This is a genomic window from Marinomonas lutimaris (assembly GCF_019426345.1).
GTDB lineage: Bacteria > Pseudomonadota > Gammaproteobacteria > Pseudomonadales > Marinomonadaceae > Marinomonas > Marinomonas lutimaris.
Map to the genome: position 1 here is coordinate 26,565 of NZ_JAHLLW010000010.1, position 16,089 is coordinate 42,653.

At 42.1% G+C, this 16,089-nt stretch carries 14 protein-coding genes; 6 read left to right on the forward strand and 8 right to left on the reverse strand.

Translation table 11 applies throughout. From position 1 onward, the window contains the following. The first annotated feature begins 7 nt into the window (after positions 1–7). From KPL72_RS12660 to KPL72_RS12675, 4 genes are all read left to right on the forward strand, one after another. The gene (locus tag KPL72_RS12660) at positions 8–454 is read left to right on the forward strand and encodes a GatB/YqeY domain-containing protein (RefSeq protein ID WP_219703092.1); all 447 of its coding nucleotides are present in this window, start codon (positions 8–10) and stop codon (positions 452–454) included. 4 nt (positions 455–458) lie between these two features. Next, entirely contained in the window at positions 459–2,459 is a 2,001-nt protein-coding gene (dnaG, locus tag KPL72_RS12665; protein ID WP_219703094.1) for a DNA primase, read from the forward strand. A 115-nt stretch (positions 2,460–2,574) separates the two neighbouring features. Beyond that, the gene (rpoD, locus tag KPL72_RS12670; protein ID WP_212917907.1) at positions 2,575–4,413 is read left to right on the forward strand and encodes an RNA polymerase sigma factor RpoD; all 1,839 of its coding nucleotides are present in this window, start codon (positions 2,575–2,577) and stop codon (positions 4,411–4,413) included. Between the two features lie 348 nt (positions 4,414–4,761). Continuing rightward, positions 4,762–6,168: a PhoH family protein gene (locus tag KPL72_RS12675; protein WP_212917906.1), complete on the forward strand. Its 1,407-nt coding sequence runs from the start codon at positions 4,762–4,764 to the stop codon at positions 6,166–6,168. Between the two features lie 101 nt (positions 6,169–6,269). Here KPL72_RS12675 and KPL72_RS12680 read toward each other — a convergent pair whose 3' ends face one another. The 4 genes from KPL72_RS12680 to KPL72_RS12695 form a co-directional block, all read right to left on the reverse strand. Then, positions 6,270–6,896 carry a bifunctional 4-hydroxy-2-oxoglutarate aldolase/2-dehydro-3-deoxy-phosphogluconate aldolase gene (locus KPL72_RS12680; protein WP_212917905.1) on the reverse strand — a complete coding sequence of 209 codons (627 nt, stop codon included), beginning with the start codon at positions 6,894–6,896 and terminating at the stop codon, positions 6,270–6,272. A gap of 38 nt (positions 6,897–6,934) precedes the next feature. Continuing rightward, positions 6,935–8,410, reverse strand: coding sequence for a glucose-6-phosphate dehydrogenase (gene zwf / locus KPL72_RS12685; protein ID WP_212917904.1), 1,476 nt, complete (start codon positions 8,408–8,410; stop codon positions 6,935–6,937). Between the two features lie 19 nt (positions 8,411–8,429). Then, a complete protein-coding gene (gene glk, locus KPL72_RS12690; protein WP_212917903.1) occupies positions 8,430–9,404 on the reverse strand; it encodes a glucokinase in 975 nt (324 codons plus the stop codon). 103 nt (positions 9,405–9,507) lie between these two features. Further along, the gene (locus KPL72_RS12695) at positions 9,508–10,572 is read right to left on the reverse strand and encodes a GGDEF domain-containing protein (protein WP_212917902.1); all 1,065 of its coding nucleotides are present in this window, start codon (positions 10,570–10,572) and stop codon (positions 9,508–9,510) included. Between the two features lie 319 nt (positions 10,573–10,891). Here KPL72_RS12695 and KPL72_RS12700 point away from each other — a divergent pair, with 319 nt between their 5' ends. After that, positions 10,892–11,215, forward strand: coding sequence for a hypothetical protein (locus KPL72_RS12700; RefSeq protein WP_212917901.1), 324 nt, complete (start codon positions 10,892–10,894; stop codon positions 11,213–11,215). Between the two features lie 11 nt (positions 11,216–11,226). Here KPL72_RS12700 and KPL72_RS12705 read toward each other — a convergent pair whose 3' ends face one another. After that, a complete protein-coding gene (locus tag KPL72_RS12705; protein WP_249411701.1) occupies positions 11,227–12,258 on the reverse strand; it encodes a DUF3080 family protein in 1,032 nt (343 codons plus the stop codon). Here KPL72_RS12705 and KPL72_RS12710 point away from each other — a divergent pair. Then, entirely contained in the window at positions 12,257–12,667 is a 411-nt protein-coding gene (locus tag KPL72_RS12710) for an acyl-CoA thioesterase (RefSeq protein ID WP_212917900.1), read from the forward strand. The genes KPL72_RS12705 and KPL72_RS12710 overlap by 2 nt on opposite strands. Before the next feature lie 57 nt (positions 12,668–12,724). Here the strand turns inward: KPL72_RS12710 and KPL72_RS12715 are convergent, their stop codons facing one another. The 3 genes from KPL72_RS12715 to rpsO form a co-directional block, all read right to left on the reverse strand. Further along, positions 12,725–13,315 (reverse strand): LPP20 family lipoprotein, encoded by a 591-nt coding sequence (locus tag KPL72_RS12715; protein WP_212917899.1) that lies wholly within the window; start codon positions 13,313–13,315, stop codon positions 12,725–12,727. A 162-nt stretch (positions 13,316–13,477) separates the two neighbouring features. Continuing rightward, positions 13,478–15,586 (reverse strand): polyribonucleotide nucleotidyltransferase, encoded by a 2,109-nt coding sequence (gene pnp / locus KPL72_RS12720; protein WP_219703096.1) that lies wholly within the window; start codon positions 15,584–15,586, stop codon positions 13,478–13,480. A gap of 179 nt (positions 15,587–15,765) precedes the next feature. Continuing rightward, positions 15,766–16,035 carry a 30S ribosomal protein S15 gene (rpsO, locus tag KPL72_RS12725; RefSeq protein WP_012068748.1) on the reverse strand — a complete coding sequence of 90 codons (270 nt, stop codon included), beginning with the start codon at positions 16,033–16,035 and terminating at the stop codon, positions 15,766–15,768. Between the last annotated feature and the right edge of the window lie 54 nt (positions 16,036–16,089).

A 16,089-nucleotide genomic window follows, 5' to 3' on the forward strand; every position in this document is an offset into this window, starting at 1 on the left:
GGATCCCATGTCAGAATTAAAAAAGTTTATCTCAGAGACCCTAAAAACCGCAATGCGCGCTAAAGAAAAACAACGCGTCACTGTGATTCGCACTATTCTATCTGAATGCAAAAAAATCGAAGTTGATGAACGCATTGAATTAGATGACGCTCGTGTATTAGCCGTTCTAGACAAAATGAACAAGCAGCGCAAAGATTCTAATCAACAATTCATCGATGGCGGCCGTGAAGACCTGGCTGCAATCGAACAAGAAGAAATGGCAATCATTAGCGAGTTCTTGCCAACACCATTGACTGATGATGAAGTCGGTGAGATTGTTAAAGCGGCAATCGCAGAAACTGGCGCCAGCTCTATGCAGCAAATGGGTGCCGTTATGGCCATTGTAAAACCTCAAGTACAAGGCCGTGCTGACATGGCACAAATCAGCAAACAAGTTAAAGCACAACTAGGCTAATCTAATGGCGGGGCGCATTCCTGATCAGTTTATTGATGAGCTTTTGGCTCGAACCGACTTAACCGATGTGGTTGCGTCTCGTATTAGCTTAAAAAAAACCGGGCAAAATTATAGCGCCCTCTGCCCTTTCCACAATGAAAAAAGCCCGTCTTTTAGCTTAAATCCAAACAAGCAGTTTTATTACTGCTTCGGTTGCGGCGCTGGCGGCAACGCCATTTCATTTATTATGGAACATGACCATGTAGACTTTGTCGACGCGATTGAAACGCTCGCAAAAGACGCTGGCATGGAAGTCCCAAGAGAACAAGGCGCACCAGATAGATACGAGCAAAACGCAGAATTACTAAAACGTCTATCTGAAAGCTCGCAATTTTATCAACAGCAATTAACCCAACACCCAGACAAGAAAAAAGCCACAGACTATTTATCCAAAGACCGCGGATTATCCGGTCAAATTGCTAAAGTATTTGGCCTAGGTTACGCACCACCAGGGTGGGACAATCTTCTCAAAAAAATCGGCACCCGCGCAGAAAGCCAAGAACAACTATTGCTTGGCGGCATGCTAATAGAGAAAAAAGACCAGCTAGGTCATTATTACGACCGCTTTCGTGATCGCATTATTTTCCCTATTCGTGATTCACGAGGTCGAGTTATTGCCTTTGGCGGACGCGCATTTGGGGATGAAAAACCCAAATATTTAAACTCTCCTGAAACACCCGTTTTTCAAAAAAGCCAAGAACTTTACGGTTTATTTGAAGCAAAGCAAAACACCCCAATACTCGACCAAATTATTGTGGTTGAAGGTTACATGGACGTCATCGTATTGGCGCAACATGGCATTACTAATGCGGTCGCCACACTGGGCACATCCGTAAATAGCCAACACATACGCAAATTATTTAAACTGGTCAGCAAAGTGGTACTCTGCTTTGATGGCGATAAAGCTGGCCGTGCCGCCGCAATACGCGGCCTAGAAGCCTCTCTTCCCGTCATGCAAGACGAAAAACAAATACGCTTTCTATTCTTGCCAGAGGGAGAGGATCCGGATTCTCTTGTTAGAAAAGAAGGCAAAGAAGCCTTTAATCGCCGCCTAGAAGACGCATCATCTTTATCTCACGTCCTGTTTGACCACGCCCGAAATCAAGTAACCCTTGGTGATGAAGAAGGTGAAGCGCAATTTGCCCGCAACGCCATGGAAATGATTAAACAAATACCTAAAGAGCTAACCTTTCGCTCGGTATTAATTCGTCAATTAAGCGACCAATCAGGCATAGACAGCGAAACACTAGGCAACACGGTATTTAAAACTCGCCGCCAACACACACCGACGGAAGGTCACGAGCCAACACCTCAAAGCCACACACAGCAAATTCAACATTTTGATGGCGATACACCAGATCTAAGCCATTACGATTACGAACCATCCCATGGCGATTATGATGATTTTCACCATAACGATTACACACCCTCAACCACTCAACCCAAAACACAAGGTTCGTTCAAAAAACCATTTGGAAAAAAACCTTTCTCTAAGGGTAAATTTTACAACGACGAACCAGCTCTTCCACCGGCAGCACCAAGTCTCAGCCGAATAAAACAAGCCACCCTGTGTATTTTGCTGCATCCGCATATAGCGAAAGAAATCGATTTACCCGACCCATTGGTGAATCAAGCTAACGACGAACTACAAATCTTTTGCAAAATATGGAGATATTTCGCAAAACACCCTCAAAAAAACACCGGACACTTGCTGGGCGAAATGACAGATAAAACCACAATATCGTCTATTTACGCACTATTAAACCACCAAGACGCTACAACCAAGCAAAAAATAACCAATGCGCAGCAAGAAGTGCTCGATATGGTTTTAGCGCTAGAAAAAAACCTTGGATTAAATAGCAGCATCGCACGGTTGAAAAGTAAGGGGAATGAATCCATAAAGGATAATAGCAGCAAGCAGGAATTACGGAATTTAATGGATTTAATTAGACAAAAAAAACCTTAAACACCGTTTATTTTTCATTCAAAAAAAATAGGATTCGGTGGATAAAAGTGATTGATTTTGTTATAATCCGCGGCTTGCTAAACTCCCAAATGAATTTCTAACGATAGGTTGTCGAATGCCAGACACTCAACAGTCACGTCTCAAAGAGCTGATCTCCAAGGGTAAAGAACAAGGTTACCTAACTTTTGCTGAAGTTAACGACCACCTCCCTGATGACCTTTCAGACCCGGAGCAAGTAGAAGAAATCATTGCCATGATCAACGACATGGGCATTACGGTTTCTGAAGTTGCTCCTGATAAAGATAGCCTTCTTATGGAAGAAGGCGATGCTACAGATGAAGCTGCTGCCGAAGAAGCGGCTGCCGCATTAGCTGCAGTAGAAGGCGACATTACCAGAACAACCGATCCAGTGCGTATGTATATGCGCGAAATGGGTACAGTTGAGCTATTGACTCGTGCAGGCGAAATAGCCATTGCAAAGCGTATCGAAGAAGGTACTCGCGAAGTCATGGCGGCCATTTCATACTTCCCTGGTGCGGTAGACGTATTGCTTGATGCATACGCAAAAGTACAGGAAGAAGAAGGTCGTTTAAGCGATATATTTAGCGGTTTCATCGACGGTGATGGCGAAGAACCTGTTTTTGAAGAAGCAATTACTGAAGAACCGATTATCGAAGAAGACACTGTAGACAGTGACGACGATGACGATGATTCAGAAACAACTGAAGAAGAGACAGATAACGGCCCTGATCCTGAAGAAACAGCTTTGCGTTTCAACGATATCGCACGCATCTATAATGAATTAAAAGTCTTGCTAGAAAATAGCAATAGACAAGATCCTGCAGTTCAAAGCAAGCAAGAAGAGTTAAGCATCAGCTTTGCTCCTATCAAACTTGTTCCTAAGCTGTTTGATGATTTGATTGATCGCGTTCGTTCACGCATGGAAAAAGTGCGCGACCAAGAGCGTCTTATCATGCAAGTGTGTGTACGTAAATCAGGCATGCCAAGAACTGAGTTTTTGAAACGCTTCCCAAGCAATGAAACCAACCCAGATTGGCTTAAAGAGCAAATTGCTTCTGGTGCCGATTACGCGGCAACGCTTGAAGAGAATGAAGCTGAGTTTATGCGCAGCCAACGCAAACTTCGCGCTGTTTCAAAAGAGACTGGCCTAACTATCGCAGAACTAAAAGAAATTAACCGTCGTATTTCTATCGGGGAAACTCGAGCTCGCCGAGCTAAGAAAGAAATGGTTGAAGCTAACTTGCGTTTGGTTATTTCTATTGCGAAAAAATACACCAATCGTGGCCTACAATTCTTGGATCTTATTCAAGAAGGTAACATTGGCCTAATGAAAGCGGTTGATAAATTTGAATATCGCCGTGGTTATAAGTTCTCAACTTATGCCACTTGGTGGATTCGTCAGGCAATTACTCGCTCGATTGCCGATCAGGCTCGCACCATCCGTATTCCAGTACACATGATTGAAACGATTAATAAATTAAATCGTATCTCTCGTCAGATGCTTCAGGAAATGGGTCGTGAAGCAACACCTGAAGAATTAGCTGCTCGCATGGACATGCCTGAAGATAAAATTCGCAAAGTGTTGAAGATCGCAAAAGAACCTATCTCTATGGAAACCCCTATCGGTGATGATGAAGATTCTCACCTGGGTGACTTCATTGAAGACGATGGCGCTGAATCTCCTATTGATATAGCGACGATTGAAGGCTTACGTGAGTCAACAACTATGGTGCTTGCAGGCCTAACCGCTCGTGAAGCCAAAGTTCTACGCATGCGTTTCGGTATTGATATGAATACCGACCACACTCTTGAAGAGGTTGGTAAACAGTTTGACGTTACTCGTGAGCGTATTCGTCAAATCGAAGCCAAAGCACTACGCAAACTACGCCACCCTAGCCGTTCAGAGCACCTAAGAAGCTTCTTAGACGACTGAGGTTAGTCAAGCACCAAAAAACCGCTGCCATAAACAGCGGTTTTTTTATAACTAAAAAATGTTAAAAAATTCTATTAGAACAAGCATAAGCAACAAAACTGTCATACACTCTAATTAGAGTATGGATAAAGACAGTGAGGTTTAGCTTGCTACAAAGCCATAATCAAAAGAGTTCAATTTTCCACCCATCCTTGGCGGATACAATATCTAGCCAACCGCTTTCTATAGTATTTCACTTTCTCTCATTAAAAGCTCAGCTCCCCCCAAAGACACTAAGTACTTATTTGTTTTGTTCGTTTATTCGTTCTTCAAAAGAAAACTTCATGTTCATTGCCGGAGTAATACTCTATGGAAAAAATCTACGTTCTTGATACCAATGTTTTATTGCACGATCCATTAGCAATTTATGCGTTTGCCGAGCACAAAGTCGTTATTCCTATGACCGTCCTCGAAGAATTGGACGTTATTAAAGACAGAAGAGAAAAAGATGTGAGCCGCGAAGCTCGGGTTGCAATTAACACCATTGATAAAATAGTAGGCGATGCTTCACCTAGAGAACTACAAGCAGGAGTCCCAATCAGAATCGTGAGCAACGATGTGGATAAAGACCAGAATAAGCGAAGCGAAGGCTCTTTAGCCATTTACCCAGACCAACAAATCACCCTTACCGACAATGTTCCTTTCTTAAACGGCAACCACGACCACGCCAACGACAATCGCATCATCAATGTTGGCCTAAGCCTACAGGCAACCCACCCACGCTCTTCTGTTTGCCTTGTAACCAAAGATATCAATATGCGCATCAAAGCCAAAGGCTCTGGGTTAGAGCGCGTGGAAGACTACAGAAAAGATAAAGTTCTTGATGATCTAGACTTAATGAGCAAAGGCTATATTCAGTTTAGCGGTAGCTTTTGGTCTACTATAGAAAGTGTTAAAACTGAAGCGCATGGCCGCCACACAGTACATGTCATAGACAAAAGGCACTTACCCAACATCTATTTCAATATGTTTGTGATTGATGATGAAGACTTTATTGGATTTGTGGTCAATCTGGATCAGGAACACGTTTTTTTACTCGATATAAACAAACAGCACCTGATGAACCAAAACTTCTGGGGTATATTGCCACGCAACCTAGAGCAAGCCATGGCGTTTTATTTATTACGCCATGACAACTCAGACCTCATGGTAATGACAGGCCCAGCAGGCTCTGGTAAGACACTATTAGCCTTAGCCTATGGACTACAAGTCACCATGGAGGAAAAACGCTTTAATAAGATCATTGTTGCCAGATCAACACCACCAATGGCAGAAGACATTGGCTTCTTGCCAGGTACGGAAGAAGAGAAAATGGCGCCTTGGCTGGCAGCCTTCGATGATAACTTAGAAATTCTACATGGCGCTGACGAGCACTCTTTTAGCAGCATCGATTACGTAAAGCAAAAAGCCAACATTCAGTTCAAGTCTTTGAACTTTATGCGCGGCCGATCTTTTAATAATGCGCTAATTATCATTGATGAGGCGCAAGGATTAACGCAGTTTCAGCTAAAGTCTATCGTGACTCGAGTAGGCAGCAACTCAAAAATCATCGTACTTGGCAACTTGGCACAAATCGATAACAAGTACATCACCCCACTTACATCAGGCCTAACCTACTTAGTCGAAAAAACTAAGTCCTTTAAATACGCCAGTATCATGCATGTCAATGGCATAGAACGAAGCCGACTCGCTGAGTTTGCCGAAGAAAATCTATAACAATACCGACAGCGAAAAACAAAAAAGGGAAGAGCATATGCTCTTCCCTTTTTTAATTATATAAATCAATAACACTAAATCTATTTACTGTTTACTGCTTATTACTGAGCGACAGATTTCGCCAACTCAGTAATTTCATCCCATTTACCAGCACGAACCAAATCGGTTGGAACAATCCACGAACCACCCACACAAAGCACGTTAGGCAATGCTAAATACTCACGGAAGTTGTCAGCACCAATCCCGCCCGTTGGACAAAATTTAATTTGCGGTAATGGACCACCAAATGCTTTCAATGCTTTCACACCGCCATTCACTTCTGCCGGGAAAAATTTAAAACGGTCATATCCGTATTCCATCCCCAGTAAAATATCAGAAATGGTCGCAACAGCAGGCAAGTAAGGAACATCATACTCTTTACCTACAGCCAATAGATCAGCCGTCATTCCAGGGCTGATAATAAACTGTGATCCAGCTTCAATCGCCTGAATGTATTGCGCACGTGAACACACGGTTCCCGCGCCAACAATCGCATCAGGCACTTCCTTGCGAAGTGCAGTAATTGCCTCCAAGGCAGCTGGTGTACGCAAAGTAACCTCTAAAACAGGCACTCCGCCAGCAACAAGTGCTTTACCAAGCGCTACAGCTTGAGCAACATCATCAACAACAATAACAGGCACAACAGGCGTAGCTGTCATAACTTGTTCAGCAGTATAAGAAGTGGTCATTATTATTTTCCTTTTTTAAAAGCTTCTTTGTTTTAGGGCTAGTAATCGTGCCAATTACGGCCGTCTTTAATTGGCAATGCCATAGACGCTGCAGGACCCCATGAACCAGAAGCATATTCTTTTGGACGCTCACTAGTTTGATTCCAAGCAGACATAATTCCATCCACCCATTTCCAAGCCGCCTCAACTTCATCGTAACGCATAAACAAAGTTGCGTCGTTGCGCATCACATCAAGCAATAATCGCTCATAAGCTTCCGGGCTACGCTTATCATTAAATGCTTCAGTCAGACTCAAGTTCAAATCAACTGGCTGAAGAACCATGCCTTCGCTCACGCCTGGAACCTTATTCATTACAGTTAAAGAGATTTTCTCTTCTGGCTGAAGACGAATAATCAACTGGTTACGCTGAAGTTGGCGATTACTCTCATCACTAAAGATACTGTGCGGAACAGCCTTATATTGAATAACAATCTCAGAATAACGCTGACCAAGACGTTTACCCGTTCTCAGGTAAAACGGCACACCAGCCCAACGCCAGTTATCAATATCAGCTCGCAAAGCAACAAAGGTCTCAGTTCTTGAATTCGGGTTACTACCCTCTTCATCAAAGTAACCTTGAACATCCTTACCTTTGATCATGCCTTTGGCATATTGACCACGCACGGTTTTGGTATAAGCATTTGCTCCAGCAATTGGACGCAGTGCTTTTAAAACTTTGATTTTTTCATCACGTACAGAGTCCGCATCCATTCGACCCGGAGGCTCCATCGCAACTAAGCATAAAAGCTGGATCAAATGGTTTTGCACCATGTCACGCATTGCACCGGCTTTATCGTAATAACCCCAACGACCTTCTACACCAACCGTTTCTGACACAGTAATCTGCACGTTATCAATGTGCGCACTGTCCCATAAAGGTTCAAATAGTGTGTTACCAAAGCGAATCGCCAACAGGTTTTGTACAGTTTCTTTTCCAAGGTAGTGATCTATACGAAAAGCTTGCTGCTCATTAAAGTTCTTCATTACTTCATCGTTAATCGCACGGGATGAAGCTAGATCTCGACCAAGTGGCTTCTCTAACACAACACGCATGCGATCAGCATTTAAACCGTGTGCTGCCAATGACGAACAGATAGAACCAAATAGATCTGGAGAAGTTGCTAGGTAAAATACAACGTCACGGTCATCGCCACCGACCTGGTGATCATTCAATCGAGAAAAATCAGACTCTTCCTGCGCATCAACAGAAACATAGCTCAAACGCTCTTTAAAGCGGGGCCATGTTTTTTCATCACCAATACTTGAAGGTACAAATTCATCAAGCGCAGCTCGAATCTTTGTCTGATACTCTTCAGTGCTTACTTCTCGTCTTGAAGCTCCAATGATACGCGTCGTCGGAGCAAGCAAACCATCCATATCCAAATGGAACAAAGCAGGAAGCAACTTGCGCATAGCAAGATCACCACCACCACCAAAAATTACAACATCACAGGCTTTTAAACTGGCCTTCATTATCTCTTCTCCAACTAATCTAGGCTTTCGACACAAGATGGGACGCATAACATGCACAGCCCATCAGCCCTGGGTATTCAGACATCACAACAAAAGTCGGAATAGGGGAAACAAATTCTTTCATACGACCTTTGTCTTGCATCGCGTCACGGAAACCACTTTCAAGAATTGCATTTAAATAACGAGGAACAATACCACCGGCAATATATACACCGCCGCGAGATTCAACTGACAGCACAAGATCGCCAATCACTCGCCCCAAAAACACAAAGAACTGCTCTAAAGTAGCAGTTGCTATAGGGTCATTACCAAGCTTTAATGCTTCGCCAATTTCAGGCGCTGTTAAGCGCTTTTCAATCCCGTCGCGCAATGCCAAGGCTTCGTATATATTTTCGAGTCCCATTCCTGATAAAACACGCTCTGCTGAAACTCGCTTATGACGGGTACGTAGGAATTTTAAAATATCATCTTCGACTTCGTTACATGCAGACAAGTCAACGTGCCCACCTTCTCCAGGCAACACAATATTAGGACCATTATCTTGAGGAACAACACAGGATATTCCCAAACCAGTTCCAGCTCCAACCACCCAACAAGCCCCTTTTGGATCTACTGTTGAGTTTTCACCAATGACAACCAGGTCCTTGGGTTCAAGGATTTCCAAACAATGACCAACCGCATCAAAATCGTTCAATAAGGCCACCGCTTTATCATCGCCAAAATAGGCCTGAACTTCTGCACGGGTAAATTGCCATGGATTGTTAGAAAAGCGTATTACAGGTTGGTTTACAGGCCCTGCAATCGCCAAAACAATAGCGTCTATTTTATCCATGCTAATACTACAGTTTTCTACATAGTCTGCTGCAGCATCAAAAAAACTATCGTAATTTTCACAAGGAAGCACTCTAACTTCTAGAGGCTCGTATTGATGGATAGGAACCAAGGCAAAACGCGCATTAGTTCCACCAAGATCGGCGATTAAAGCATGGGACATAAACGAACCCTATTTAATTTTTTTGAAATTTTACAACAAAATTGAGGTGAAAAATACCGCGACCTTGAAAAAATAAGCGTAATATTGTAATAAAATTACAACATTATCTGAGTCTATTTAAAAATTTAAAGACTTTTGTTGGCACCAATCTTTTACGGTTATTTTTATAATCATAGAGGCGCTCATCTGCTACTTTCAGCAAATGCTTATAGTTACTTGGCATGTCAGACATGACACTTGCACCACCGTAACTAATAGTAATAGGTACAAGATTAGATTTATACCTTAATGGGTTAGATTGCAGGTATTCTTGAATAGATTCCGCTACTAAAATGGCTTGATCATAGCTTTTCCCTGGCATGACAAACACAAATTCATCACCAGCAAAGCGAAATGCCAGCCCTTGCTTATGAACGTATTTTAGCAAACGCTTAGCGATATACTCCAATACTTCATCACCACAATTATGGCCCAATGTATCATTGATCGATTTAAAGGCATCACAATCAATGAATACGACCGTTAAATCACGTTCCTGCATCTTAGACCGAGCAAACTCACGATCTAGCATTAACTCTAGCTGTCGGCGATTTAGTAAGCCAGTTAAAGGATCGCGCGTCGCCAAATATTCTAGTTTTTCCCTTGCCGTCACATTGCTCAAGCAAATAGAAATCTTAATCGCCAACTGATCGAGCAAAAAAGTGTCTTTGGTGGTGGCATCATAGCGAGAACTATCTGAATCAGCTTGGCAAAACAACCCAACCAACTCACCATCAATAGTTAATGGTGAGATAGCAACAGAAGAAATAATATCCCGATACACAGGAGGAATGATCTCCCAGCAACGACTGAGATTGGTATTAATCAAAATCGTTTTATTACTGGATTTGATGATATCAATCATTGAACGACGTCTTGAAAAAAGTACTCGATCACGTAGATCAGGCATTTTTTCTAGACTTTCTATCAGATGAGACAAAGGCGCTTCATTGATTAAGTTTACCCAAACATAGGGCACACTAAATTGCTTTTGCACTTCTTTGGTTAATGTAGAAACAAACTGATCACAACGGCCAATCGAAAGGATACAGCGCTCGATCTCAAAAAACTTGCGCGCGATCTCTTCATTGCGTCTAACATTGTCGATCAGTTCGTTAATATCATGCATGCACTATGCCCTACCGCACTGATGTTAAGCGGCTCACTTTTCTAAATAAAAGCAGAAGATTCTAAAAATATAATTGATCTGTAATGCATTATAGTACGATGCTTAAACACTTTGGGCTATACATTGAATAAAAATTGATAGCCTTATCTACAAAAAATCACAATTAGAAAGCGCTCATATCGTACTATAAGGAAAAATAGTTATATTCCACCCACAAAAGCCTTCGATAAAAAGCATTTTTTAATTAGTTCCCTGTTTTCTTTAAGAAAAATCACTCTGTGCCGATAGCGTTATCGTAGATAATTTAATAGGCTCATAAATGAATATAAGAGAAATTGTTGAAACACAGGTAACCCAAAGCAGTAAAGCGGGCAAACCGGTTTCTGGCAGTGCTCATTTTGCCTTATTAATGAGTTTATTTAATCAACCCGGCCCATCAATCATTGATACACCAGATGAATTAAGTCGCCATAAACCTCACGCAATTACACGGCCAATACAGTTTTCGCACAGCATTGGAGAAAATCCAATTGCAAACATAGCCTTGCTAAAAGCATTGAGCTTCGAACCTTTGGCAGAAGGACCCGCCTACCAATACGATGCGGTTGAAAGTTTAGAGCAACAAATAAATACTCATATCTAACGATTTCTTTGCTATAACTCACCACCAATAGAAACCGAACATTTAGTCAATAAAGCGCTCCACTGCCGAGCATGGTTTTGAGAAGCCCACTGATAACGCTGCCAAACACTATCCGATTCCTTCAAAGAAAATTGATCCGAAAAATCATGCATATCTCGACTTAGTGGCTCACTGACCGAGAACAGTCGATTCAAAAGCGGTAAAACCTGATAAGCACCTCGATTAATTCTCCCCATATAAGGTTGAATAACTTTTACGTAATGCACCTCAAACTGTTGTTTAAGGTAAACCATTGGAGCACCACAAATATCGTCATCTAATGTTTTTATCTCACTAGCAACTAAATCCAAATAACTCGAGACCCTAACTAGGGAATACAGCAATCGGCCAGCATACTCGCTATCCATCAATATTTTTAGATCGCCTTCAAACACATTAGCATCTACAAGTGGAAGGTCTTCGAGATTTTCGCCAACAACAACTAATCGATTTAAAGCATTTAATAACTCTTGTTGCTCTGCAGTAGAATAGTTAAGAGGTAAAAAACCATTAGACAAACTAAAAAAAACACCACTTTCTGCGCCATTAAAAAGCGCATTACCAAATGCCATCGGTAACTCACGGCGCTTCTGCTGGGCTATCAGATGCAATTCTTTAGACAAGGATTCATTTTTGATATCGCATGATTCAATGGCTCGAATAATATCCAACTCATATAAAAATCGTTGGCTATCAGGCATGACCTTGCCAAGAATACTATTTTTTCTGCCCGCCACAATACCAACATCACATTGCTGCAAAGACAAAAAATCCAATAAACCAATATCAAACTGAGTCAAACTTTGTTGACGATGACGTGATGACGGTAAGCTAGCTGGCATCACGATTGCAGGAGAAGAAACAGACATAAACTGCGAGCGATTTAAATCAGCAACATATTGAGATAAAACGTCTTCGGCTTGAAAGCGCGTGTCACAACCACTCATTCCAGCGAGTATAATGCAGCTTAACAGAATCATTGAAAGAAAGGGTTTTATTGACATGAACAAGCTACTCATTCAAAAACGAGAAGAAATATCAGAAACGCGCGTTGCAAAAATGGTCTTTCCAGCAACAACAAATCATTACGACACATTATTCGGTGGTATCGCCTTACAGTGGATGGACGAAGTAGCCTATATCGCAGCAACTCGCTTCGCCAGAAAAACCATGGTAACCATTTCAACTGAGCAAGTAGATTTTAAGCAACCTATCCCTTCAGGTATTTTAGTTGAGTTAATTGCTCGTGTCGTTCACGTGGGCAGAACATCATTGAAAGTAGAAGTATCGATTTTTCTAGAACAGTTGGACAGTGATAAACGCACAAAAGCAGTAACTGGACACTTCAACTTTGTCGCAGTAGATAGCAATAAAAAGCCCACTCCGATTTTTGATGAAGAAACAAATATTTAGAGCAAAATAATGATGAGTAGTGCTTAAACTTAAGCACTACTCATCATTATGGCTTATTTAATTAGCGTGACGTTTGGCGATTTCTTCTGCCAATTCATCAAAACTTTTTTCAGATTCTAATTTTTGATACAAAGCTTGTTCATTTTTCATAGAAGTACGCAAAATATCTTGTGCTACTTTTCCAGCTTGATCAGGATCTAAACCAACCAAAACAACCAAACCGCCACTAGGCGTTGGCATCTGACGCACAACTTTAGAGCCAATCAACTTTTGCTCTGTTACTTGCTTAGTCACTACGCTGTTTACGCGATCTACTGTTTCCGCATCACCAGCACCCGTTGTTTCAACATACTGCTTCACCATGTTTTGTAGATCAAGACTTAGCACTTGAGCCAATTCAACACGTGCAGCAGTCGCCGCCATTTGCTTCATGTAGTTAGGGCCAGCAGCTGATTTTTCGCTATAACCTACCGCAGACAAAGCAACACCTTCAACTGGCGCGCCACACACCCAAGCAGGAGCAGCTTGGTTCGAGCCATCAGCAAATACACAATCAGGAATCGCCTCAACAGGCGTGTTCAAAGCATCTTTACTACATGCGGCCAATACAAGGCTAGCTGCCAATAAACCCACGAATCTCAACGTCATCATCTTTTCCTTTATATAAGAGACTGAATTACCAAGAGGTAAACAGTGTCGGAAATACAACCAAAACATAAATTCAATACTGTTATTTTAGTCTATTACATACATTAAAAACAAAAAAAGGCGCTATAAATAGCGCCCTTTTACATCAATTTACACTAATAATTATTCAGTATAAGCTGCTTTTTCTTCTTCAGTCACATCTTTCATAGAAAGCTTGATACGACCACGAGCATCAACATCTAATACTTTAACGATAACTTCTTGGCCTTCAGAAAGGAAGTCGGTTACCGCACGAATACGCTCTTCAGCGATTTGAGAGATGTGAACCAAACCATCTTTACCAGGTAAGATATTTACGAATGCACCAAACTCAGCTAGACGAACCACTTTACCTTTGTAAAGTTTATCTACTTCAGCTTCAGCAGTGATTTCATGAATCTTCAACAATGCAGCATCAGAAGATGCTTTATCAGCAGCGTAAATACGAACAGTACCGTCGTCATCTAGATCGATAGACGCACCAGTTTGCTCAGTGATAGAACGAATTGTAGCGCCACCTTTACCGATAACGTCACGAATTTTCTCTGGATCAATTTTGATCGTCGCCATAGAAGGCGCGTTTGGAGAAACTTCTGGACGAGCGTAACCAATTACTTTTGCCATTTCACGAAGGATATGAGTACGAGCTTCAAGCGCTTGGCTCAAGGCGATATCCATAATTTCTTCGTTGATACCTTCGATTTTGATGTCCATTTGAAGCGCCGTGATACCTTCTGCAGTACCCGCTACTTTAAAGTCCATATCGCCAAGGTGATCTTCGTCACCCAAGATATCAGTTAGTACAGCAAAGCCGTCGTCTTCTTTGATAAGACCCATTGCGATACCCGCAACTGGCGCTTTAAGAGGAACACCAGCGTCCATCATAGATAAAGATGCACCACATACAGATGCCATAGAGCTTGAACCATTAGATTCAGTGATCTCAGACACGATACGGATTGTGTACGGGAATTCATCTTCAGAAGGTAATACAGCTTGAACACCACGACGAGCTAGACGACCGTGACCAATCTCACGACGACCAACACCACCCATACGTCCACACTCACCTACAGAGTAAGGAGGGAAGTTGTAATGAAGCATGAAGCTGTCTTTGCTTTCGCCAGTCAAACCGTCAGTCATTTGTGAATCGCGGCTCGTACCTAGAGTACAAGTTGCAATCGCCTGAGTTTCACCACGAGTGAACAAAGCAGAACCGTGAGTTTTACTTAGTAAGCCAACTTCAACGTTAATTGGGCGAACTGTTTTATTGTCACGTCCATCAATACGAGGCTTGCCATCGATTACACGACGACGAACAATGCGTTTTTCAAGTTTAGAGAAAGCACCAGTCACATCAGCTTCTGAGAACTCGCCTTCTTCAATAACCAGTGCAGCAACTGCAGCATCACGAACAACACCTAGCTGAGCGTAACGAGCCATTTTTTCACTGATTCCGTATGCTTCTTCGATTTGAGCTGCATAACCAGACTGAAGTGCATCAGTCAAAGAAACGTTTGCCGCATCAGCAACCCAATCCCAACGAGGCTTAGCACACTCCGCTGCAAATTCAGTAATAGCAGAAATAGCCGCTTGCATTTCTTTATGGGCGTAAAGTACAGCACCTAGCATTTCGTCTTCTGTAAGCTCTTGCGCTTCAGACTCAACCATTAATACTGCGTCTTTCGTACCTGCTACAACCATGTCTAGCAAAGAACCATCTAGATCAGAGTAGCTTGGGTTAAGAACGTAACCAGACTCATCGTTAAAACCAACACGAGCTGCACCGATAGGACCATTAAATGGAATCCCAGAAATAGTCAATGCTGCAGATGTTGCCAACATAGCCGCAATGTCAGCGTCTAGGTTAGTGTTAGTAGACATTACTGTACAAACAACCTGAACTTCGTTCATAAATCCTTTAGGAAACAATGGACGAATTGGACGGTCGATCAAACGAGAAGTCAGCGTTTCTTTTTCAGAAGGACGGCCTTCACGTTTTAGGAAGCCACCTGGAATTTTACCAACTGCGTAAGCACGTTCTTGATAATGAACAGACAATGGGAAAAAATCTTGACCAGCTTTAGCTGATTTAGCACCTACAACAGTAGCAAGCACTTGTGCATCACCAATTGTACAAAGAACAGCACCTGTTGCTTGACGAGCAATGCGGCCTGTTTCTAGCGTTACGGTATCGTTACCGAACTGGAAAGTTTTTGTAGTAATACTCACACGTATTCCTTTTATTAAAAAATTTCTTCTCCCAAAGACCTCTTTTTAAGCCAGTACTCATATGAACTCTTTTAGTACTTTCCGATTTTTACGGAAGCAAAAGCACATATGAAGTACAGGCTGTCCCTTGGGAGACCAATAAAAAAAGGGCCATAATAATTTATGGCCCTTTCTCAGTCTTAGCGACGCAGACCTAGTTTTTTGATCAAACTAGTGTAACGAGCTGCATCTTTACGCTTAAGGTAATCCAACAACTTACGACGCTGGTTTACCATACGGATTAGACCGCGACGAGAATGATGGTCGTGGATATGAGCTTTAAAGTGACCTTGAAGACCTTCGATGTTCTTAGTCAACAATGCTACTTGAACTTCAGGAGAACCAGTGTCGCCTTCCGCTACTTGAAACTCTTTTACCAACGCTGCTTTTGATTCTGCAGACAATGCCATAATCTTAATCTCCAAATTAATATGCTATTAAAAGTAAAGGATAGCCGAGCATAT

What these genes read in the sequence shown, in the direction of transcription:
- KPL72_RS12660 (WP_219703092.1), top strand. Translation starts at nt 8, where the DNA reads ATGTCAGAATTAAAAAAGTTTATCTCAGAGACCCTAAAAACCGCAATG.
- dnaG (WP_219703094.1), top strand. Translation starts at nt 459, where the DNA reads ATGGCGGGGCGCATTCCTGATCAGTTTATTGATGAGCTTTTGGCTCGA.
- rpoD (WP_212917907.1), top strand. Translation starts at nt 2,575, where the DNA reads ATGCCAGACACTCAACAGTCACGTCTCAAAGAGCTGATCTCCAAGGGT.
- KPL72_RS12675 (WP_212917906.1), top strand. Translation starts at nt 4,762, where the DNA reads ATGGAAAAAATCTACGTTCTTGATACCAATGTTTTATTGCACGATCCA.
- KPL72_RS12680 (WP_212917905.1), bottom strand. Translation starts at nt 6,896, where the DNA reads ATGACCACTTCTTATACTGCTGAACAAGTTATGACAGCTACGCCTGTT.
- zwf (WP_212917904.1), bottom strand. Translation starts at nt 8,410, where the DNA reads ATGAAGGCCAGTTTAAAAGCCTGTGATGTTGTAATTTTTGGTGGTGGT.
- glk (WP_212917903.1), bottom strand. Translation starts at nt 9,404, where the DNA reads ATGTCCCATGCTTTAATCGCCGATCTTGGTGGAACTAATGCGCGTTTT.
- KPL72_RS12695 (WP_212917902.1), bottom strand. Translation starts at nt 10,572, where the DNA reads ATGCATGATATTAACGAACTGATCGACAATGTTAGACGCAATGAAGAG.
- KPL72_RS12700 (WP_212917901.1), top strand. Translation starts at nt 10,892, where the DNA reads ATGAATATAAGAGAAATTGTTGAAACACAGGTAACCCAAAGCAGTAAA.
- KPL72_RS12710 (WP_212917900.1), top strand. Translation starts at nt 12,257, where the DNA reads ATGAACAAGCTACTCATTCAAAAACGAGAAGAAATATCAGAAACGCGC.
- KPL72_RS12705 (WP_249411701.1), bottom strand. Translation starts at nt 12,258, where the DNA reads ATGTCAATAAAACCCTTTCTTTCAATGATTCTGTTAAGCTGCATTATA.
- KPL72_RS12715 (WP_212917899.1), bottom strand. Translation starts at nt 13,315, where the DNA reads ATGACGTTGAGATTCGTGGGTTTATTGGCAGCTAGCCTTGTATTGGCC.
- rpsO (WP_012068748.1), bottom strand. Translation starts at nt 16,035, where the DNA reads ATGGCATTGTCTGCAGAATCAAAAGCAGCGTTGGTAAAAGAGTTTCAA.